The organism is Streptomyces alkaliterrae, from assembly GCF_007097205.2.
GTDB lineage: Bacteria > Actinomycetota > Actinomycetes > Streptomycetales > Streptomycetaceae > Streptomyces > Streptomyces alkaliterrae.
In genome coordinates, this window is sequence record NZ_VJYK02000075.1 from 1 (window position 1) to 20,612 (window position 20,612).

Genomic DNA, 20,612 nt, shown 5'->3' on the forward strand with positions numbered 1-20,612 from the left:
GGGCGGGACTTGAGGAGGGAGTCGGCCGGGCGGTGGACGGCGGCTTGTCCGTGGGAGACGGGTCGGGCTCGCTCGGCGGATCCTCGGGGGCCTTGGGGCGGCTCGTGGAGGACGCCTGGGGCGCGGCCCCGGCGAAGCCGGAGTCGTCGCCGAGCGGCATCGCCCGCGGCCGGTCGTAGACCGTGCCGGTGAGCACCGTGCGCACGCCGAACCAGGACAGCGTCATCGCCGCGGCGGTGGCGGCCGTCCATGCCGTGGCGTGCACAAGACCTCGTCGCATAGGGCAGCGAGCATAAACAAACCGGCCCCATCCCGGCAGCTTGGTCCGGACCAGGGACTCCCGACGGGTGCTCAGATTGTCGTACTGTGCGTCGCGGTGACCGGACGGACAGCTTCCGGCCGGCGGGTCCGCAGGCGAGGGACGAGGGATGGCACGGGTACTTGTGGTGGAGGACGACCAGTTCGTCCGCTCGGCACTGATACGTCACCTCAGCGAGGCGTCGCACGCGGTCCGCAGCGTCGGCACGGCGCTGGAGGCGCTGCGCGAGGTCGCGCAGGTCGGCTTCGACGTGGTCATCCTCGACCTCGGGCTGCCCGACCTGGACGGCGCCGAGGCACTGAAGATGATCCGGGGCGTCACGCAGGTGCCGGTGATCATCGCCACCGCGCGGGACGACGAGGCCGAGATCGTGCGGCTGCTCAACGACGGCGCCGACGACTACCTCGTGAAACCGTTCTCCGTCGAGCACCTGTCGGCCCGCATCACCGCGGTACTGCGCCGCGCCGGCACGACCGCCGGAGAGCGGCCGGTCTCGGAAGCCTTCACCGTCGGCGGGCTGGTCGTCGACCCGTCGCGCCGCACGGCGAGCCTGGACGGGCGGCCACTGGACCTCACCCGGCGGGAGTTCGACCTGCTGGCCTTCCTCGCCCGCCGCCCCGGCGTGGTCGTGCCGCGCCGGGAACTGCTCGCCGAGGTCTGGCAGCAGGCGTACGGGGACGACCAGACCATCGACGTCCACCTCTCCTGGCTGCGAAGGAAGTTGGGCGAGACGGCCGCCGCGCCCCGCTATCTGCGCACCCTGCGCGGGGTGGGCGTGAAACTGGAGGCGCCGAGCGGGGAGCCGGAGGCCGCCGAGTGAGATGGGCGCTGGTCAGGGTCGCGCTCGCGGTGACCACGATGGTGGTGCTCGCGTTCGCGGTGCCGCTCGCCCTGGTGGTCAAGGAACTCGCCCGCGACCGGGCCCTGTCCAACGCCGAACGGCAGGCCGCCGCCGTCGGCCCGGCCCTGGCCATCACCTCCGACCGGCAGCAGCTGGAACTCGCCGTCGCCAGTACCCAGGCGTGGGCCGACGGACGCCTCGCCGTGCACGTGCCGCCCGCCCGGCGCGGTGAGCGGGCCATCGACCTGGGCGAACGCCGCAGCCCCGCGGAGGCGTCGCGCACCAGTCGGGCGGTGGTGCTCGACGTGCCCGGCGGACACGCGCTGCTGCAGCCCGTCGCCGTGCACACCGGAAAGATAGCCGTCGTCGAGGTCTTCGTCCCCCGGGAGGAGGTGAACCGGGGCGTGGGCACGGCCTGGTTGGTGCTCGCCGGGGTCGGGGCGGCGCTGGTCGTCGCCTCGGTGGCCATCGCCGACCGGCTCGGTACCCGGATGGTCCGACCGGCCGAACGGCTGGCGGGGGCCGCCAGGGAGCTCGGCGAGGGACGGCTGGGCGTGCGCGTCCCGGAGACCGGGCCGCGTGAACTGCGCAGCGCCGCCGAGTCGTTCAACTCGATGGCCGACCAGGTCGTGCGACTGCTCGCCAACGAGCGGGAGTTGGCCGCCGACCTCTCCCACCGGCTGCGCACCCCGCTGACCGTCCTGAGGCTGAACGCCGCGTCCCTCGGCGACGGGGACGCCGCCGAGCAGACCCGCGCCGCCGTCGCCCAACTGGAGGGCGAGGTCGACCAGATCATCCGGACCGCCAGGCGTCAGCAGCCGCAGGGCCTTGGGGCCGCCGCCGGCTGCGACGCGGCGGAGGTCATCCGGGAGCGCATGGAGTTCTGGTCGGCGCTCGCCGAGGACGAGGGGCGTACCGCACGGGTCGCCGGGGTGGACCGCCCGGCACCGCTGCCGGTCGCCCGCGCGGAGCTGACCGCCGCCATGGACGCCATGCTCGGGAACGTCTTCCGACACACCCCCGAGGGCACGGAGTTCGCCGTCGACGTGCACCACGCCGAGGACGCCGTCATCGTGCTGGTCTCCGACGCGGGCCCCGGCATCGAGGATCCGGAGGCCGCGCTGAGCCGGGGCCACGGCGACGGACGGCCCGGCTCCACAGGGCTCGGACTGGACATCGTGCGCCGGGTCGCCGAGTCGACCGGCGGCGACGTGCGGGTGGGCCGCTCGGTGCTCGGCGGCACCGAGGTGCGGGTGTGGCTGGCCCGTCACCAGGGCGAGGCCGGCACCCGCGCCGCCCACCGCCGGGCTGCCCGGCGGCCCGCGGCCGGACCGAGGACCTCCGCTGGGTCGAGGCTGTCGGCTGGGTCCACGCCGTCCGGTGAGGGAGTGCCGCCGTCCGGCGGAAGGCGCGGGAAACGCTGAGTGGCGGGAGGGGGTGCTGGTGTGGCGGGTCCGCCGTCAGGGCGAGGCGGGCAGGTGCGCCGCCGCCGCCGGGCGTCGCGGCGGCGCGCCGCAGGGTCGAGGCCGTCGGCTTGGCCCACGCCGTCCGGTGGGAAGCGCTGAGCGGCGCGGTGCCGCCGGGTGGTCGGCACCGCGCCGCTCAGCGGTTCGTGTCGGCGCGTGGGCGCCACAGGCGCCAAGGGCGCCGCACGCGGCCGGGCTCAGCCCGCGAAGCCGAGTTCCCGCGCGATCAGCATGCGCTGCACCTCGCTGGTGCCCTCGCCGATCTCCAGGATCTTGGAGTCCCGCCACATCCGGGCCACCGGGTACTCGTTCATGAAGCCGTAGCCGCCGTGGATCTGGGTCGCCTCGCGGGCGTTGTCGACGGCGATCTCCGAGGAGTACAGCTTGGCCATCGCCGCCTCCTTCTTGAACGGCTCACCGGCGAGCATCCGGGAGGCCGCGTCGCGCCAGGCGATCCGCGCGGTGTGGGCGCGCATCTCCATGTCGGCGAGCTTGAACTGGATGGCCTGGTTGGCGCCGATCGGCCGGCCGAACGCCTCGCGTTCCCGGGCGTAGCGCACCGACTCGTCGACACATCCCTGTGCGAGGCCGGTGGCCAGCGCGGAGATCGCGATCCGCCCCTCGTCGAGGATGCTCAGGAACTGCGCGTACCCGCGCCCCTCCTCGCCGACCAGGTTGGCCAGCGGCACCCGTACGTCGGAGAAGGACAGCTCGCGGGTGTCGGAGGCGTTCCAGCCGACCTTCGAGTAGGGCGCGGCGACGGTGAAGCCGGGAGTGCCGGACGGGACGAGGATCGAGGAGATCTCCGGCCGGCCGTCGGGCTTGCGGCCGGTGACGGCGGTGACCGTGACCAGGCCGGTGATGTCCGTGCCGGAGTTGGTGATGAAGCACTTGGTGCCGTTGATCACCCACTCGTCGCCGTCGCGCACGGCGGTGGTGGTCGTGCCTCCGGCGTCCGAGCCGCAGCCCGGCTCGGTCAGCCCGAACGCGCCGAGCTGTTCACCTGTGCAAAGCTTCGGCAGCCACTCGCGCTTCTGCTCCTCGGTGCCGAACCGGTAGATCGGCATGGCGCCGAGCGAGACGCCGGCCTCCAGGGTGATGGCCACCGAGGAGTCGACCCGGGCCAGCTCCTCCAGCGCCAGGCACAGCGCGAGGTAGTCGCCGCCCATGCCGCCGTACTCCTCCGGGAAGGGCAGGCCGAACAGGCCCATCCGGCCCATCTCGCGCACGATCCCGTACGGGAACTCGTGCCGCTCGTAGAAGTCGCCGATCTTGGGGGCGACCACGTCGTGCGCGAACTCCTCGACCGTGCGGCGCAGTTCCTCGTGTTCCGGGCTGAGACGGTGGTCCAGGCGCGGCTCGTGCTGCTCGACTGACATGGTGTCCTCACTGCTCCTTGTGGGAGAGGGCGCGTACGGTTCGGGAGGGGCTGGGGCGGCCCAGCCGGTCGGCCATCCACTCGCTTGTGGCGATGAGTCGGCCGAGGTCGACGCCGGTCTCCACGCCCAGGCCCTGGAGCATCCAGACCAGGTCCTCCGTGGCGAGGTTGCCGGTGGCGCTCTTCGCGTAGGGGCAGCCGCCGAGGCCGCCGGCGGACGCGTCGACGGTGGTGACGCCGTGCCGCAGCGCGGCCAGCGTGTTGGCCAGCGCCTGGCCGTAGGTGTCGTGGAAGTGGACGGCGAGGCGGGTGTTGTCCACGCCGCCGTCGTCAAGCGCGGTCAGCAGTGCGCCGACGTGCCCGGCGGTGGCGACGCCGATGGTGTCGCCCAGGCTCAGCTCGTCGCAGCCCAGGTCGAGGAGGCGCCGCGCGACGTCCACCACCCGGTCGAGCGCCACCGGGCCCTCCCAGGGGTCGCCGAAGCACATGGACAGGTAGCCGCGCACGTGTGCGCCGGCCTCCTTGGCCCGGTCGACCACCGGGGCGAACATCGTCAGCGACTCCTCGACCGTCCGGTTGAGGTTCGCCTTCGCGAACGACTCGGTGACGCTGCCGAACACCGCCACGTCCCTGGCGCCGAGCGCCAGCGCCCGGTCCAGGCCGCGCTCGTTGGGCACCAGCACCGGCAGCCGCACCCCGCTCGGACCGTCCGGCCCGGTCAGCCGCGGGTACAGCTCCTCGGCGTCGGCGAGCTGCGGCACCCACTTCGGATGGACGAAGCTGGTGGCCTCGACGGTGGTCAGCCCGGCGTCCGCGAGGCGGCGGACGAACTCGGCCTTGACCTCCACCGGCACGATCGCCCGCTCGTTCTGGAGCCCGTCGCGCGGGCCGACCTCGTGGATCCGCACCCGGGCGGGCAGCCCGTCCAGCGGGAAGGTCATGGGTAGTCCGGCGGTGGTCATGGCGTCTCCTCACCGGCGTCGGCGGTGTCGGCACCGGTGTCGGCGGTGTCGGCGGCGTCACCGGTGCCGGGGTCGTGGGGGTCGACGACGGCAAGCAGCTGGTCCATCGCGACCGTGCTGCCCGGCCGCACGTCCAGTTCGGTCACCGTCCCGGCGTGCGGCGCGGAGATGACGTGCTCCATCTTCATCGCCTCGACGATCACGAGCGGCTGACCTGCGGAGACGGTGTCACCGACCGCCGCCTTGACCACCGTGACCGTGCCCGGCATGGGCGCCGTCAGGGTGTCGGCGCCGTGTCCGCCGGCGCCGCCGCGCAGCGCCGCCGCCACCGGGTCGTGGTCGTGGAGCGTCCAGTTCGCGCCCTCCCGGCCGAGCCACAGGGCGGCGGGTCGCCCGGCGGCGGCCGGTTCGGCGGCGTGGTCGAAGGCGAGCGTGGTGCCGTGCCACTCCAGCCGCACCAGGCCGTCGCCGTCGCCCAGCAGCCGGGCCGGCACCGGCTCGCCGTCGCCGATCCGCACCTGGGTGTCCGCGCCCCGGCCGCGTACCGCGACGGTCACGGGGTCGCGGCCCGGTGCCTTGAGGTGGTGCGGCGTCCAGGCGGACGTGCCGTCCAGCCGCCAGCCGGACGGCACGGAGAACGGGTCCGTCCAGCCGCCGCCGGTCGGCTCCAGCGCGGCGTGCCGCAGCAGCGCGGCCGCCGCGTACACCTCCTCCGGCACCTCGGCCGGTACCAGCGAGGCCGCGTCCCGGTCGACGAGGCCGGTGTCCAACTCGCCGCGCACCACGTCCGGATGGGACAGCAGCGCCCGCAGGAAGCCGGTGTTGGTGTCCACGCCGAGCACCGTCGTACCCGCCAGCGCCGCCCGCAGCCGACGCAGCGCCGCCGCCCGGTCCGGGCCGTACGCGATGACCTTCGCCAGCATCGGGTCGTACGTCGTGCCGACGTCGGTGCCCTCGCGCAGCCCGGAGTCGACCCGGACCCCGGCGCCGGTCGGCTCGCGCAGCAGCAGCACCGGGCCGGCCGACGGCAGGAAGTCCACCCGGTCGCCGGCGGGACGGGCGGTCTCCGCGCAGATCCGGGCCTCGACGGCGTGACCGGTGAGGGTGATCTCCTCCTGCCGCCAGGGCAGTCGCTCCCCGGCCGCCACCCGGAGCTGCCACTCGACCAGGTCCACGCCGCACACCAGCTCGGTCACCGGGTGCTCCACCTGGAGCCGGGTGTTCATCTCCATGAAGAAGTACGAGGACGCGTCGCCGCCGGGCACGATGAACTCGACCGTGCCCGCGCCCCGGTAGCCGCAGGACCGGGCGGCCTCCACGGCCGCCGCACCCATCGCCGCCCGCGTCGCCTCGTCCAGGAACGGGCTGGGTGCCTCCTCGATGATCTTCTGGTGCCGCCGCTGGAGCGAGCATTCGCGCTCGCCGAGGTGCAGCACGTTGCCGTGGCCGTCGGCGAGCACCTGGATCTCGATGTGCCGGGGGCGGTCGATCCACCGCTCCACCAGCAGCGTGTCGTCACCGAAGGAGCTTCGCGCCTCCCGGCGGGCGGCGGCGATCTCCTCCGCCAGCAGCGACTCGTCCCGTACCAGCCGCATGCCCTTGCCGCCGCCGCCGGCCGACGGCTTCAGCAGCACCGGCACGCCGACCTCGCGGGCCGCCGCCACCAGCGCGTCGTCGCTCAGCCCGCTGCCCGAGGACCCCGGCACCACCGGCACCCCGGCCGCCCGAACGGTCTCCTTGGCGCGGATCTTGTCGCCCATCAGCTCGATGGCCTCTGCCGGCGGCCCGAGGAAGACCATGCCGGCGTCGGTCACCGCGCGGGCGAACGCCGCGTTCTCGGCGAGGAAGCCGTACCCCGGGTGTACCGCCTGGGCGCCCGTGCGCTCGGCCGCGGCCAGCAGGTTCGGGATCGACAGGTAGCTCTCGACGGCCGGCGCCGGGCCGATCCGCACGGCCGTGTCGGCCTCCCGTACGTGCCGGGCGTCGGCGTCGGCGTCGCTGTACACGGCGACCGACCGCACCCCGAGCGCGCGCAGCGTGCGGATCACGCGTACCGCGATCTCGCCCCGGTTGGCGACGAGGACCGTGTCGAACATGGAAGTCGTCCTGTTGGTCATGGTCCTCACATCCGGAAGACGCCGAAGCCCTGGGCGGCCTGGTCGCGGTCGGGGATCGGGGCGTTCGCGCAGGCGGTGAGGGCCAGGCCCAGCACCGTGCGGGTCTGGAGCGGGTCGATCACCCCGTCGTCCCACAGCCGCGCGCTCGCGTAGTAGGCGTTGCCCTGCGTCTCGTACTGCTCCCGGACGGGCGACTTGAACGCCTCCTCTTCCGCCGCGCTCCACTCCTCGCCCCGCGCCTCCAACTGGTCCCGCTTCACCGTGGCCAGCACGGACGCGGCCTGCTCGCCTCCCATCACGGAGATCTTCGCGTTCGGCCACATCCACAGGAAGCGCGGCGAGTACGCCCGCCCGCACATCGAGTAGTTGCCCGCGCCGTAGGAGCCGCCGACCACCACGGTCAGCTTCGGCACCCGGGTGCAGGCGACGGCGGTGACCATCTTCGCGCCGTGCTTGGCGATGCCGCCGGCCTCGTAGTCCCGGCCCACCATGAAGCCCGAGATGTTCTGCAGGAACAGCAGCGGCACACCGCGCTGGTCGCACAGCTCGATGAAGTGCGCGCCCTTCTGGGCCGACTCGGAGAACAGGATGCCGTTGTTCGCGACGATGCCCACCGGGTGGCCGTGGATCCGCGCGAAGCCGGTGACCAGCGTGGTGCCGTACTCGGCCTTGAACTCCTGGAAGCGGGAGCCGTCGGCGATGCGCGCGATCACCTCCCGCACGTCGTACGGGGTGCGGGAGTCCACCGGCACCGCGCCGTACAGCCCGGCCGGGTCCACCGCCGGCGCCTCGGCCGGCTCCACCGTCCAAGGCAGCGGCGCGCGCTCCGGCAGCGTCGCCACGATGTTCCGCACGATCCGCAGGGCGTGCGCGTCGTCCTCCGCGAGGTGGTCCGTGACGCCGGAGGTGCGCGAGTGCACCTCGCCGCCGCCCAGCTCCTCGGCCGTGACGACCTCGCCCGTCGCCGCCTTCACCAGCGGCGGACCGCCCAGGAAGATCGTGCCCTGGCCGCGCACGATGACCGCCTCGTCGCTCATCGCCGGCACGTACGCGCCGCCGGCCGTGCAGGAGCCGAGCACGGCGGCGATCTGCGGGATGCCGGAACCGGAGAGCCGCGCCTGGTTGTAGAAGATCCGACCGAAGTGGTCGCGGTCGGGGAACACCTCGTCCTGCATCGGCAGGAACGCGCCGCCGGAGTCGACCAGGTAGACGCACGGCAGCCGGTTCTCCAGCGCCACCTCCTGCGCCCGCAGGTGCTTCTTCACCGTCATCGGGTAGTACGTGCCGCCCTTGACGGTGGCGTCGTTCGCGACGACGACCACCTCGCGGCCGCTGACCCGGCCGATACCGGCGATCACCCCGGCCGCCGGGGCCTGGCCGCCGTACAGGCCGTCGGCCGCCAGCGGCGCCAGCTCCAGGAAGGGCGAACCAGGGTCGAGCAGGTGGTCCACCCTGTCGCGGGGCAGCAGCTTGCCGCGCGCGGTGTGCCGGGCGCGGGCCTTCTCCCCACCGCCCAGCCGCGCGGCGGCCAGCTTCTCGCGCAGTCGTGCCGCCAGCTCCCGGTGCGCCTCCTCGTTCGCGCGCCACGCCGGGGATGCCGGATCGGCGGTGCTGGACAGCGGCGGTGCCTGCTGCATTACCTCAAGCCCCCTTGCCTGTGGTTAGTGGGCGTTAACCCGTGCGCTCAGGTTAACGCCCACTAACACCACTGTCTAGAATTCCCCCATGAGCAGCAACACCGGCACCGCCACCGCCACCAGCTCCGGGCCGCACACCCCGGAGCCCCAAGGGCGCCGCCGCGCCGGCGGCGGCCGGGCCGGGAGCGGACGCACGCGCCGGGAGCAGATCCTCCGCGAGGCCGCCCGGCTCTTCGCCGAGCGCGGCTTCCACGGCGTCGGCGTCGACGAGATAGGCGCCGCCGTCGGCATCAGCGGACCCGGCCTCTACCGCCACTTCGCAGGCAAGGACGCCATGCTCGCCGAACTGCTCGTCGGCATCTCCGAACGCCTCCACGACGGCGGACGCATGCGCCTCGCCGAGACCACCGGCACCGGCGACTCACCCGACCGGGCGCTGGACGCCCTCATCGAGGGCCACATCGACTTCGCGCTGGACGACCGCGCGCTCATCACCCTCCACGACCGCGAACTCGACCGCCTCCGCGACGACGACCGCAAACGCGTCCGCCGCCTCCAGCGCCAGTACGTCGAACTGTGGGTCGACGTCGTCCGTCAGGTCCACCCCGCGCTGCCCGAGCCCGAGGCACGCGCCACCGTGCACGCCGTCTTCGGCCTCCTCAACTCCACCCCGCACCTCAGCCACCCCGAGTCCCTGCCCGGCCGGGAAACCACCGCCACCCTCCTCCACCGCCTCGCCAAGGGCGCCTTCGACGCGGCGGCCGCGCGCGAGGACGGCGACTGACCCGACGGCTCCTCGGGCGCCGTCCCCTCAGCGGCGGAGGGCGGCGTCCAACTCGCGGATGAACGCGCCCACGCGTCCCCCGCCGGGCGGCGCCACGGGCAGCCGCCCGAGGACCGCCACCACCGCCGCAGGCGCCTCGGCCCGCGCGCGCTCCAACGCCGCCGCGGCCACGCGCGCGTCGCCACCGGCCGCCAGCTCCGCCGCGCGAGCGGCGTGCGCCGCCGCGCCGAGCACGTGCTTCACCTGATGGGCGCTCGCCCTGGGGTGCAGATACGCGGCGGCCGCCGCGTGACTCGCCGCCCGCGCCGCGTCGACCACCGCCGCCGCGTCGCCTGCCGCCGCGCCGCCCGCCCACGTGCCGGCCTCCCGCGTGGCGGCCTCGCGAGCCGCGCGGTGCGCCGCCCACGCCCGCCGCCGCAGCTCCGCCGTGCGCCGCCCGCCCGCCGCGTACCGCTCCGCCGCCTCGATCGCCTCCCGAGCGCGCGCGTCGGCGGGCAGGCCCTCCTCGAACAGCGGCAGCACCCGTCGCGCGGCGGCGGCCGCGTACCCCGTGATCTCCCGAATCTCGGCCTCGCCCAGTTCGATGGTGTCCTCGTCCCCTCTCATCGCCACTGCGCGATCCTCCCGCGACGACGTCCGGGGTGCGGCCCGGACAGCCGTGTCCGCCCTGGGGCGCCAGCCGGCGGACACGGCCTGGGCGTCAGTTGCTCGTGCCCTGGCTTTCGCCGGTGGTCTCCTTCTTGTCCAGCGGACGAATCGTGATCTTGGTGGCCATGCTTGCCTCCCGGTTCGGTCGTGACGTTAGGATGCCAACCTGTTTCACGGTGGCGTTTGGTGTCAACTGGCTTTTGAGTTAAAGGAGTTGCCCAAGATGTTCGAGCGAGGCGGACCCTGCGCCGACTTAGCGCTGCCACGTGTGAAACCCGAGCACCGGCCCTACCGGACAACGGAAGGAAACGTGCGTATCGGTGGCGTGATCCACGGCATCGGTGCGGAGATCGAAGATTCCGACGGGTGGATCTGGCCACTCGTCCAGGCGCTGGACGGACAGCGCGGTCCTCTGGAAATCGCCACCGAAATGGCCGGAACTCATCCGGTTCCCAGCGAGAGCGACGTTCTCGAGGCCATCGCCGATCTACGCCGGGCCGGTTTCCTCGAGGACGCGGCCGCCCTACCGCCCGGCGACCTTTCGGAAGGCGAGCTGACCCGCTACTCGCGGGGTGTACCGCTGCTTCGATGGATGGATCTCTCACCCCGAACCAGTAGTTGGGACCTCCAGCTCGCGCTCCGTCGTGCGCGCGTACTCCTGATCGGTCTGGGCGGCGTCGGGGGCGTCGCGGCACAGGGCCTGGTGGCCTCCGGCGTGGGCCTTCTGCACTGCGTGGACCCCGACCTGGTCGAACTGTCCAACCTCAACCGGCAGATCCTCTACCGGGAGAGGGACATCGGTCGGCGCAAGGTCGACGTGGCACTCGAATCACTGCGTGCGCTGAACTCCGACGTCGTCGTGACGGGCGAGGCGGCCGAGGTCCGAGACGTCGAGGACCTGCGGCGACTGCTCCGCCCCGGCGAGCTTCCGGCCGGGGGGTACGACCTCCTGGTGCTGAGCGCCGACCGTCCGGCCGCCATCCGCTCGTGGGCCAACGAGGCGTGCATCGAAACGGACACGCCGTGGATCGAAGGAGGTTACCGCGGGCCTCTGGTCAGTGCCGGTGCCTTCACCCCGGGGCGGAGCGGCTGCCTGGAGTGCCGGAGAGCCACCTTGGCCGAGTCCCGTGACCTGGGCCTACCCCCCGGCGAGTGCGAGGAGGTCGTTTCGCCGCGCATGCCCTGGAGCCCGGTGAACGCCGTCACCGCGTCGCTTGCCGGCGCCCTGTTCGTCTACTCCGCGACGGCCGTTCTCACCGGTGTGCCGCGGCTCCCGCCGGGCTTCCGGCTCGATTACAACCTCATGCGCCCGGCCGACAGCGGACTTGAGCCGATCCCCCGCCGGTCGGACTGCCGCGTATGCGGTGAACGCTGACGTGGCGGGCGACGGCGGCGGGCCGCGTGTCGGACCCGACTCGCGGGTGGTCCCGCACGAACTCGGCACCAGGGCCGACGGCGCCGAGTGGATCGTGGGCCGCCGCGATACCCGCGTCTTCGTGAGTCTTCCCGCGGACGGTGTGCTCGCACTCCGCCTGCTGGAGCGGGGCGAGACGGTCGCCGCGACGCAGGCACGCCTGCTGGAGGCCACGGGAGACGAACTGGACGTCGCCGCGTTCGTCCGGGATCTGGCAGCGCTCGGATTCATCGCGGCCGTCGACGGAGAGCGGCTCCCCTCGCCTCCCGCCCGTCCTGCCACGTTCCCCCGCCTGCGCGCCCGTCATGTGAGGTTCCTCCTCCACCCCGCGCTTCCCTGGCTGCCGGCCGCGCTTGTCCTCGCGGCACTGGCCGTTCTTGCCACCCGGCCCGAACTGATGCCCAGCCACCACGACCTGCTGTGGAGCTCCTACGGGGTCCTGGTCGTCGCGAGTGGGCTGCTCGTCGGCTGGTCCATCGTCCTCCTCCACGAGGTCGCCCACCTCGCGGTCGCCAGAGCCGCGCACGTTCCCGGCCGCGTCGGCTTCGGCACCCGACTGCAGTTCCTCGTCATGCAGACGGACATCAGCGGCATAGAACTCGCCCCGCGCCGCCATCGCCTCACCGCCTACCTCGCCGGCATCGGGGTCAACCTCACGGTCGCCTCGGTCGCCTTCCTGCTCCTCGCGTCGACCGCTCCCGGCACGACCGTCCACCGCCTGCTCGCGGCGCTGGTCCTGTGGGCGGCGCTGCCGATCACCTTTCAGCTGATGGTCTTCATGCGGACCGATCTCTACTTCGTCCTCCAGGACCTCACCGGCTGCCGTGACCTTTACGGCGACGGCCGAGCCTATGCCCGGTACCTCGCCAGACGAGTGGCACGGCGGGCGAACGCCGCCGAGGACCCGAGCCGTCGCCTCCCGTCGGCCGAACAACGCGCGGTCCGGATCTACAGCGCGTTCCTGGTGGCGGGGACCGTCCTGTGCCTGGCCGGGTTCGCCGCGTTCACCGTTCCCGCGGAAGTCCGCCTGATCGCCAGGGCGTGGTCCCAGCTCGGCGGTCCCGCATCCCCGCTCGAAGCGGCCGATGCCGCCCTGACCCTCGCCGCCTTCGTCACCATCCACACCATCTGGTTCGTCACCTGGCGGCGGCAACGCCGTGCTCGGCGGGCCAGCGTCAAAGGAAGGAGTTCCGCCCATGCGTGACATCTTCGCCGGGGCCAACGGCACTCGGCTCGAACAGGCGGATTACACGCCCGACTTCATGGAGCGCTTCTGGCGAATCGGAGCTGAGGGATTCTGGAAGCTGGAGCGGTTGCAGCACTACGACGAGGGCGACTTCCCGAGCTGGCTGGCCTTCCGCGCGGGAGAGTGGAAACACTCGCTCCAGCTCATCGAGGAACTTCGAGCCGAGTACGAGGAGTACTTCGGCCGGATGCGGAAGGCGGGTTTCGGCCATCACCGCGTGCGGATCGTCGAGCAGCCCGTCACGCCGTACGTGCAGTGGGAGATGAACATCCTCCACGTGAAAAGCGGCTACGGAGAACAGGTGTCGGTCGTCGACGCCGAGCGTGTCGCGACTCACGAGCGGGACAAGCGGCTGCCGGAGCTGTGTGTGCTGGGTACCGAGGCGGTCTACGTGCTGGACTACACCCCGGAGGGAGTGCCGGACGGTGCCACGCGGTACACGGAAGCGGACGTCGTCGGGCGTTCCCGTGAGTTCGTGCGGGAGCTGTACCGGTCCGGCGAGGCGCTGGAGACCTACTTCCCCCGGGAGATCGCGGACATGGCTCCTCCGAAGGTGTGAGCCAGCCCGTCCCGCGGTACCGCGTCACGAGTCGGCTCCAACCGGCCGCCGTCCGCGGAGGGTTCGCCGGCGGCCCGTACCCTGTACCCCGTTGATCAGGCGTTCACACGCCGGATCGCAGTGACGGACAACGGAACACAGAGAACGGGGCAGCGGTGTCTTCGGGGGAGCACGAACCGTACGAACTGATCGCGGGGCGGTACCGGCCCGTCCGACAGCTCGGGCGCGGCGGGATGGGCGTCGTGTGGCGCGCCGTCGACGAGGTCCTGGGCCGAGAGGTGGCCGTCAAGGAACTCCGCACCTACACCGACTCGTCCGGCCCGGAGCTGGACGACCTGCGGCTGCGGATGCAGCGGGAGGCCCGGGCGGCGGCGCGCGTCCGCCACCCGGGCGTCATCGCCGTCCACGACGTCGCCGACCACCACGGTCGGCCGGTCATCGTCATGGAACTCGTCGACGGCCCGTCCCTCGCCGACGTCCTCGACGAGCGCGGCCTCATGGACCCGCACGAGGCGGCTGCCGTCGGCGTCAAGGTACTGGAGGCGCTGGCCGCCGCACACGCGGTCGGCGTCCTGCACCGGGACGTCAAACCCGGCAACATCCTGCTGGACCGCACCGGCCGCGTGGTCCTCACCGACTTCGGTATCGCCGCGATGGAGGACCCCGGCGACGGCAACGCCACCCAACTGACCCGCAGTGGCGAACTCGTCGGCTCGCTGGACTACCTGGCGCCCGAGCGGGCCCAGGGCCGGCAGCCCGGCCCGGCCTCCGACGTCTGGGCCGTCGGCGCCACGCTGTACGTCGCGGTGGAGGGCGGCTCGCCGTTCCGCCGCACGTCGACGTGGTCCACGCTCGCCGCGATCGTCACCGAGGAACTGCCCGAGCCCCGCCGGGCGGGGCCGCTCGCGCCGGTACTGCGGCAGCTTCTGGACAAGGACCCGGCACGGCGTCCCGACGCGGAAACCGCGATCCGGCTGCTTGCCGCCCTGTCCGACCAGCCGGGCGGCCCGGCGGCGCCCGCGGCGGCGCCCGTCGAGCCCGAGGCGGGACCGCGGCCACCGCAGGGCTTCGGCCCCCCGCCGTCCACCACACCGTCGGGCTATGGCGCCTACCCGCCGCCGCCCGCCGCGCCGACACCGGCGCCGGAGCCCGGACCCGAGGCCGGAACGGGCGCGACGACCAACCGGCGAAGGCGCCCGCGGGGAGGCTCCCGCGCGCTGATAGCGGCAGCCGCCGTGGCCGCCGTACTGGTAGGGGGCGGGGTCACCTACGGACTGACGGACCGGGGCAGCACCACCCCCGCCGCCGGACACGGCGGCGACGCCGACGGCGGGGCAAAGGGCCGCACCGACCGAGGCCCGGACGGTGACGGCGACGGGGACGGGATGGCCATCTCACCACTCGACGGCGCCACCGAGTCCGCCTCGCCGAAGGCCTCCGCTTCCCCGTCCCCCTCGGCCTCCGACGGCGCTTCACCCGCCCCCTCCGACGCGAAGTCCTCCTCCGGGAAGGGCGGCGACGACGAAGGGGCGGCCGACGGCGGCGCGGGCGGCAAGGACACGGACTCGGCGACGACAACGGGCGGTTCCGGCGGCGGCTCCTCCTCGTCGGGCACCACAGGCGGGGGTTCGTCCTCCACGTCCACCACCGGCGGCACCTCGGGCTCCTCCGGCACGTCCGGCTCCTCGAGCGGGGGCACGTCCACGTCGAAGCCGACATGCTTCGTCCGCAGCGACGGCCGGTACGACTGCACGGTCTGGAAGACCGCCAAGTCGTACACCAGGGAATGGCGCGAGGTCGGCGTCCTCTACGCCGGCAAGAACTACTTCTACTGCCAGGCCAACCTGGGCCGCCGCGAGACCGACGGCTCCTACACCAACGTCTGGTGGGCCAGGACCGACGACGACAGCGGCAACGCCAACGTCTGGGTCAGCGTCGTCTACATCCAGGGCGGCGACAACGACGGCGTCATCCCCGGCCTCCCGACCTGCTGAACGCGCGCCGATCGGCCCCCTCGCCGGGGCGATCGGCGCCGGACCGCAGGGCCTCCACCAGACCGGCGACGAGGGCGGCGCGTTCCGGCATGGCGCCGACCTCCAGGTACTCGTGGTCGGCGTGGGCGCCGCCGCCGACGGCGCCGAGGCCGTCGAGCGTCGGAACGCCGAGCGCGGCCGTGAAGTTGCCGTCGCTGCCGCCGCCGACGTGGTGGCCGTCGAGATCGGGCATCAGCCGTCTGGCGAGGGAGAAGAGCCCGGCGGAGGCGGCCGGCGGCATCGGCGGTCGGCCGACGCCGCCCGCGACGTTGACCTCCGCCCCGGGCAGCCGGGGCGTCAGCGCCGCGAACGCGGCCTCGACGCGCGTCTTCTCCGCCTCCGTCTCGACGCGTACGTCGACGGCGATGGTCGCCTCGGCGGGCACGACGTTGTCGAGTGTGCCGGCGGAGGCGACGGTCGGGGTGACGGTCGTGCCGACCTCGGGGCGGCCGAGCGACGCGATGTGCAGGACCTGGTGGGCCGCCTCGACGAGGGCGTTGACGCCGGCCTCCGGCTCCAGACCGGCGTGCGCGGCCCGACCGGTGACGGAGACCTGGAAGTTGCCGCAGCCCTTGCGTGCCGTCTTCAGACCGCCGCCGTCGGCGGCGCCCTCCACGACCAGCACGGCGCCGCAGGCCAGCGCGCGCTCCTCGAGCAGCGTGCGGGAGTGGTGCGAGCCGACCTCCTCGTCGGCGGTGACCAGGATCTCCACGCCGGAACGGTCGTCGAGCGTCGCCAGACCGTGCACGGCCTGCACCAGACCGCCGAGCATGTCGAAGACGCCGGGCCCGGTCGCGCGGCCGCCCGCGACGCGGAACGGGCGACGTGCGAGGGTGCCGAGCGGGAACACCGTGTCGTGGTGGCCGAGCACCAGCACCCGGGGGTCGCCACCCCCGGACCAGTGGACGTGCGGCCCGGCCGGGCTCTCCACGAGGACGGCCCGGCCGCCGAGGCGGTTCTCGACGACGGCGGCGACGGCCTTCGCCGAGGCCGTCAGCGCCTCCCGATCCCGCGACGGCGACTCCACCTCCACAAGGGTCCTGAGGTCGTCGATCATCGCGGCGACGTCGAGGTCGCGGAAAGCACGCGTGGTCACCCCGCCAGACTATCCGTGCGTCGCGCCCGTGACCGTCTCAGTCCGAGTTGAGCCAGACCAGGACGCCGGGGCCGTCCGGTGTGGTGACCGGTATCCACGCCTCGTCGGTTCCGTGCATCCGCCCCTGGTCCAGGCTCAGGGTGCGCGGCTCCTCGTCACGTCCGTCGCAGAACCAGTAGGGCACGTCCTCGACGATCAGCCGCAGCCGTTCCTGTTCCTCCGCCGACCACGAGTGGTTCCGGGTGCCGGCGCCGCGGAAGTGCTCCTCGAACAACTCGCGCAGCGCGTCCAGCGCGTCGGCGCCCGTCAGCGGGACGAGGAAGCCCTCCAACCGCCCCTGGCGGCATGCGGTTCCGCCGTACTGCTGCTGGTAGACGACCCCCGTCGGGGCCTCCACGATCACATGGAGCCACTCGCCGTCCATGCCGTCGGGATCCAGATAGACGTATCGTCGAGCGCTCATGCCGCCAGTCTTCCCGTCGGCCGTCGACGACTCAACGGTATTTCCCGTCCAGCGCCAGCTCACCGACGGTCTGGCCGCCGCTTGTCTCACCGGTCGGCCGGAAGCCGAGACCGAGATAGAAGCGCTCGGGGCCGTCCTCACCGGGGTGCCAGGTCGTGAAGAGCCGCGTGCCGCCGCGACGGCGGATCTCGGCGGCCACCGACTCGACCGCGAAGCGGCCGTAACCCCGGCCCTGTTCACCGGCCGCGATGTTCAGCCGCCAGAGCCCGGACCGGAAGTCGGTACCATCGCCCCGCCAGTCGATGTCGAGGAACGCCATGAGGAAGCCGACCGCCCGGTCGCCGTCGAGGACGAGGCGCGGCCACGCCGTCCCGCGGTGCGCGTACGCCTCGGCGAGGGACTTCACGACGGGAGCCACCAGGTGCTCCTGGTCCGGCCGGACGCGTAGGTCGAGCGCCAGCTCGATGTTGCCCGGCGTGATCTCCACCAGTCGCGGCGCGCCACGTGTCGTACGGCTCATACACCGACCGTATGCCGCGCCACCGTCCGAGTCGCGCGATTTTCCCCGCCCGGGGCGGCCGTGGCCGGCCCCGACCTACTCGGTGCTCCAGCGGTACTCCCCGGGAGGGTGGCGCGGTGGATCGTCGTGCACCTCGTCGTCCGGCGGAGGGCTGATGCCGTCTCCGTACAGCACCTCGACGTCCGGGCCGAGTTCGCGTCGCAGTGCGACCGCGAGCTGCGCGCCGTCGCGGGCGAACGCCTCGGACTCCCCGTCGTCCCACTCGTCGAACACCGTCGACTCGTAGCGGCTGTTCCACTGTTCCAGTCGCTCGGCGAGCTCCGCGCTGACGCCCAACTCCCCGTAGCAGAGCGGATATCGAGGATGCCCCGGCGTCCGGTCCCACAGCGGGGCGTCGACGACTGCCCCGGCCATGAGGAGGACGCGACTGTAGCGCGGGGATTCGGGCGAGTGCGGATCAGCCATATGTGCTCCGGTTCCGATGGGGACCTGTCGACACGGCGACGTCAGTCTTCCCCCGTGGCCGGTGTCGGCTCAACGGGTTTCCCGGGCGGGCGCGGGGCCCGTTGACGGTCGTCGTACGGCCGTGTGGCAGACTCCGGGCCCGCGACGACAGGCTGCAGACGACGCGGGCGAGGTGGCCATGGGAGCAGGTTCCGATCCGTCACAGGGCTCACGCCGGGGCTGGCCCTTCAGATCGAGGCGGGAGGTACAGCCGCCGGTTCCGCCGCCTCCACCGCCTCCGCCGGCCGCGCCGCCGAAGCCCCGGGTACGGCGGCCACCGCAGCCGATCCCCGCTCCACCGCCCGAAGAGCCGATGCCGAGAATGCGTGTGGGCAAGGGATTCAGCGACGATCCGCACGATCACTTCGGTGCGGAGTACACGCACTCCGAGCGTGTCCTCGAGGTGCACATCCACAACAGGACCAGGGCCGCCGTGCAGAGCTTCATCTTCGGCGGCGTGATCACGGTCGTGGGCTTCGGCGCTCGGGAGTCGACCCACGGTCTTGTCGCACTGGTGGGCCTGAGCGTTCTCGCCTTCGGTGTCTACTCCCTGATCGCGGCGTCCATCCTCCGGGGCCGACGCGGGTGAAGAGCGTTGATCCGGCGGTGTCGGCCGGTTCAGCGGAGCAGTTCGGGGGCGAGGAGGTCCATCAGGAGGCCGTCGTGCCAGGTGCCGTCCGCGCCGCGTTCGTACTGGCGCATGACGCCGACGGGCTTGAAGCCGACCTTCTCGTAGCAGCGGATGGCCGGGAGGTTGTCGGCGGCCGGGTCGATGACCAGGCGGTGGTGGCCGTGGTCGTCGACGAGGTGGACGGCGAGCGTGCGCACGGCGTCGGTGCCGAGGCCGGCGCCGTGGGCTGCCGGGTCGAGGAAGATGTCGATGCCCGCGTGCCGGTAGTCCGGCTCGTCCTCGGTGTACCACTGGATCATGCCGACGATCCGCTCCTGATGGCGGATCGTCAGCGGGTGGACGTCGGGGTCCGACAGGTCGGACCTGATCTCCGCCTCGAGGTCGTCCTCGCCCCGCCACCGGGCCCGCACCTCGGGCGTGGCCCGGATGGCGGCCAGGGCGGGGACGTCGTCGTCAGTGGTCGGGCGGAGAGTGACAAGAGCGCCGCGCAGCACGGTCATGCGTCGGGACGATACGGGAACCCCCGAGCTCATCTCATCCGGAGGGTCAGGACGTAGAGAGCCGGCAGGACGACGAACACGGTGAGCGCCACCGCCGCCTCGACCTGGAATCCGCCCTGCACGGCGGAGACCAGCAGCACGCAACCGGCCACCCCGATCGCCATCCAGGGGAGTGCCCACAGCACCAGGTCGAGTCCCGGCCGACCGTTGCCCTGGGCGGACCAGAGGACCAGACCGGCGCCGCCCCAGCCGAGCAGCGCCCACATCCCGAGTCCGGCCACGGGACGCGGGGGGCGACCGCTGTGCTCTCCGTCCACCGTCACCCCCACGGTCATGCCCCGCCACACCGTGAGTTCGGCGCGTCCGCCGGGCTCGGCTGCCTCGTACACGGGCCCGCTGACCCGCCGCCACACCGTGTTCTCCGAGGGCAGCAGAAGCTTCAGGCGGTGCGTGGTGTCGCCGCCGCCGGGTCCGCCGCCCCGGTAGGTCCTGTCCTTGTCACGGATCTCGGCGACCAGAGAGCCGAGACAGTCCCCCGGGGGCGCCGCCGCGGCGGAGGTGCTCGGCGGACACGGCTTGGCGTTCGTGTAGGCGACCGTGTCCCGGTAGACCGGTTTCCCCTCTCCGACGGCAAGCGTGATGAGGACCGCCCCCAGTAGCAGCACCAGAAGCCGGAGTAACACGCGTGCGCGGAGTCCCAAGCCGATCCACCCCCTCACGCTGCCTACCCGGAACCTCGCCGGCCACCCACCGATCAGCCGCGTTAACAACGCTCCAGGTCAATACACCTAGTCCATGCGGACGCCTCGGGTGGCGAGGTACTCGACGGGGTCGACGTCGGATCCGTAGTTTCGGGTGGCGCGGACCTCGAAGTGGAGGTGGGGGCCGGTGACCCGGCCCGTCGCGCCGGTCTCGCCGAGGCGTTCGCCGCCGTCGACCCGCCGGTCGCGCTTGACGTCGATGGTCGAGAGGTGGGCGTAGAGCGCGAAGTAGCCGTCGTCGAGGCGGATCAGCACGGCCTCCCCGTAGTCGCCGTACTCGCCCGCGATCTCGATCGTGCCGGGGCCGATCGAGTAGACGCGGGTGCCGGTGTCGACGGCGAAGTCCACACCGGTGTGGTAGCCGGCGAGCCAGTCGCCCTTGATGCCGTACGAGGCGGAGACAGGGGAGCCGGCGGTCAGCGGGCGGGTCCACAGGCCGGCGGGGACCTCTTCGGGTACGCCGCCCGGGCCGCCGCTGGGCCAGCCGACGGCCCGGCCCGCCGCCACGGCCGGGACCAGCCCGGCCAGCAGCGCCCCGCCGCGCAGCAGCAGTCCCCGGCGCGAGCGGCCGTGGCTGTGGGCGTGGGCGGGTCGGGTTTCCCCGTGGTGGTGCTTGGTGCACATGTGTGTCCTCCTGTGCGGGGTCTCGCTGGCAGGCTGTGCCGGTCCTACTGGCAGGACAGGGCAGGCCGCGGGCGCGCGCATCTTCGAGGAGCGGGGGCGGGGCGGTGCC

Annotated in this window: 20 protein-coding genes and 1 pseudogene; 8 read left to right on the forward strand and 13 right to left on the reverse strand. The window is 73.0% G+C overall.

Annotated features, from left to right (window positions below; genetic code table 11):
- Positions 1–280, reverse strand: a pseudogene (locus tag FNX44_RS09725) (hypothetical protein); the annotation flags it as partial.
- A gap of 148 nt (positions 281–428) precedes the next feature.
- On the opposite strand from FNX44_RS09725, the gene FNX44_RS09730 reads away from it, so the two are divergent.
- Both FNX44_RS09730 and FNX44_RS09735 read left to right on the forward strand, forming a co-directional pair.
- A complete protein-coding gene (locus FNX44_RS09730; protein WP_143647617.1) occupies positions 429–1,139 on the forward strand; it encodes a response regulator transcription factor in 711 nt (236 codons plus the stop codon).
- Complete coding sequence (locus tag FNX44_RS09735; RefSeq protein WP_143647618.1) at positions 1,136–2,584, forward strand: sensor histidine kinase; 1,449 nt, start codon at positions 1,136–1,138, stop codon at positions 2,582–2,584. The genes FNX44_RS09730 and FNX44_RS09735 overlap by 4 nt, the downstream gene beginning before the upstream one ends.
- Positions 2,585–2,823: 239 nt before the next feature.
- Here the strand turns inward: FNX44_RS09735 and FNX44_RS09740 are convergent, their stop codons facing one another.
- The 4 genes from FNX44_RS09740 to FNX44_RS09755 are packed head-to-tail and all read right to left on the reverse strand — an operon-like array spanning position 2,824 to position 8,720.
- On the reverse strand, positions 2,824–4,005 hold the full coding sequence (locus tag FNX44_RS09740; protein WP_143647619.1) for an acyl-CoA dehydrogenase family protein: 1,182 nt from the start codon (positions 4,003–4,005) through the stop codon (positions 2,824–2,826).
- A 7-nt stretch (positions 4,006–4,012) separates the two neighbouring features.
- Positions 4,013–4,966 carry a hydroxymethylglutaryl-CoA lyase gene (locus FNX44_RS09745; RefSeq protein ID WP_143647620.1) on the reverse strand — a complete coding sequence of 318 codons (954 nt, stop codon included), beginning with the start codon at positions 4,964–4,966 and terminating at the stop codon, positions 4,013–4,015.
- Positions 4,963–7,062, reverse strand: a complete 2,100-nt coding sequence (locus tag FNX44_RS09750; RefSeq protein ID WP_143647632.1) for an acetyl/propionyl/methylcrotonyl-CoA carboxylase subunit alpha — start codon at positions 7,060–7,062, stop codon at positions 4,963–4,965. The genes FNX44_RS09745 and FNX44_RS09750 overlap by 4 nt, the downstream gene beginning before the upstream one ends.
- Positions 7,063–7,088: 26 nt before the next feature.
- Complete coding sequence (locus tag FNX44_RS09755) at positions 7,089–8,720, reverse strand: carboxyl transferase domain-containing protein (RefSeq protein ID WP_143647621.1); 1,632 nt, start codon at positions 8,718–8,720, stop codon at positions 7,089–7,091.
- 88 nt (positions 8,721–8,808) lie between these two features.
- On the opposite strand from FNX44_RS09755, the gene FNX44_RS09760 reads away from it, so the two are divergent.
- Positions 8,809–9,504 carry an SACE_7040 family transcriptional regulator gene (locus FNX44_RS09760; protein WP_143647622.1) on the forward strand — a complete coding sequence of 232 codons (696 nt, stop codon included), beginning with the start codon at positions 8,809–8,811 and terminating at the stop codon, positions 9,502–9,504.
- 27 nt (positions 9,505–9,531) lie between these two features.
- Here the strand turns inward: FNX44_RS09760 and FNX44_RS09765 are convergent, their stop codons facing one another.
- Positions 9,532–10,110, reverse strand: a complete 579-nt coding sequence (locus tag FNX44_RS09765) for a putative immunity protein (RefSeq protein WP_143647633.1) — start codon at positions 10,108–10,110, stop codon at positions 9,532–9,534.
- A gap of 352 nt (positions 10,111–10,462) precedes the next feature.
- Here FNX44_RS09765 and FNX44_RS09770 point away from each other — a divergent pair, with 352 nt between their 5' ends.
- The 4 genes from FNX44_RS09770 (at position 10,463) to FNX44_RS09785 (ending at position 15,365) form a co-directional block, all read left to right on the forward strand.
- The gene (locus FNX44_RS09770; RefSeq protein ID WP_323369183.1) at positions 10,463–11,527 is read left to right on the forward strand and encodes a HesA/MoeB/ThiF family protein; all 1,065 of its coding nucleotides are present in this window, start codon (positions 10,463–10,465) and stop codon (positions 11,525–11,527) included.
- Positions 11,517–12,770: a zinc metalloprotease gene (locus tag FNX44_RS09775; RefSeq protein ID WP_185203075.1), complete on the forward strand. Its 1,254-nt coding sequence runs from the start codon at positions 11,517–11,519 to the stop codon at positions 12,768–12,770. Before FNX44_RS09770 ends, FNX44_RS09775 begins: the two co-directional genes overlap by 11 nt.
- The gene (locus FNX44_RS09780) at positions 12,763–13,371 is read left to right on the forward strand and encodes a DUF6879 family protein (RefSeq protein WP_143647624.1); all 609 of its coding nucleotides are present in this window, start codon (positions 12,763–12,765) and stop codon (positions 13,369–13,371) included. Before FNX44_RS09775 ends, FNX44_RS09780 begins: the two co-directional genes overlap by 8 nt.
- 155 nt (positions 13,372–13,526) lie before the next feature.
- Positions 13,527–15,365: a serine/threonine-protein kinase gene (locus tag FNX44_RS09785; protein ID WP_143647625.1), complete on the forward strand. Its 1,839-nt coding sequence runs from the start codon at positions 13,527–13,529 to the stop codon at positions 15,363–15,365.
- Here FNX44_RS09785 and FNX44_RS09790 read toward each other — a convergent pair.
- The 4 genes from FNX44_RS09790 to FNX44_RS09805 form a co-directional block, all read right to left on the reverse strand.
- A complete protein-coding gene (locus FNX44_RS09790; RefSeq protein ID WP_143647635.1) occupies positions 15,340–16,461 on the reverse strand; it encodes a M20 family metallopeptidase in 1,122 nt (373 codons plus the stop codon). The two genes, FNX44_RS09785 and FNX44_RS09790, sit on opposite strands and share 26 nt — an antisense overlap.
- 76 nt (positions 16,462–16,537) lie before the next feature.
- On the reverse strand, positions 16,538–16,963 hold the full coding sequence (locus FNX44_RS09795; RefSeq protein ID WP_143647626.1) for a DUF6210 family protein: 426 nt from the start codon (positions 16,961–16,963) through the stop codon (positions 16,538–16,540).
- 31 nt (positions 16,964–16,994) lie between these two features.
- Positions 16,995–17,483, reverse strand: coding sequence for a GNAT family N-acetyltransferase (locus FNX44_RS09800; protein ID WP_143647627.1), 489 nt, complete (start codon positions 17,481–17,483; stop codon positions 16,995–16,997).
- A gap of 75 nt (positions 17,484–17,558) precedes the next feature.
- Positions 17,559–17,897 (reverse strand): immunity protein CdiI family protein, encoded by a 339-nt coding sequence (locus FNX44_RS09805; RefSeq protein WP_143647628.1) that lies wholly within the window; start codon positions 17,895–17,897, stop codon positions 17,559–17,561.
- Positions 17,898–18,309: 412 nt separating this feature from the next.
- Here FNX44_RS09805 and FNX44_RS09810 point away from each other — a divergent pair, with 412 nt between their 5' ends.
- On the forward strand, positions 18,310–18,576 hold the full coding sequence (locus tag FNX44_RS09810) for a hypothetical protein (RefSeq protein WP_153507076.1): 267 nt from the start codon (positions 18,310–18,312) through the stop codon (positions 18,574–18,576).
- 29 nt (positions 18,577–18,605) lie between these two features.
- Here FNX44_RS09810 and FNX44_RS09815 read toward each other — a convergent pair whose 3' ends face one another.
- From FNX44_RS09815 to FNX44_RS09825, 3 genes are all read right to left on the reverse strand, one after another.
- Positions 18,606–19,118 (reverse strand): GNAT family N-acetyltransferase, encoded by a 513-nt coding sequence (locus FNX44_RS09815; RefSeq protein WP_143647629.1) that lies wholly within the window; start codon positions 19,116–19,118, stop codon positions 18,606–18,608.
- 29 nt (positions 19,119–19,147) lie between these two features.
- Positions 19,148–19,801, reverse strand: coding sequence for a hypothetical protein (locus tag FNX44_RS09820; protein ID WP_153507077.1), 654 nt, complete (start codon positions 19,799–19,801; stop codon positions 19,148–19,150).
- A gap of 105 nt (positions 19,802–19,906) precedes the next feature.
- Positions 19,907–20,503: a M23 family metallopeptidase gene (locus FNX44_RS09825; protein ID WP_143647631.1), complete on the reverse strand. Its 597-nt coding sequence runs from the start codon at positions 20,501–20,503 to the stop codon at positions 19,907–19,909.
- Positions 20,504–20,612 lie beyond the last annotated feature (109 nt).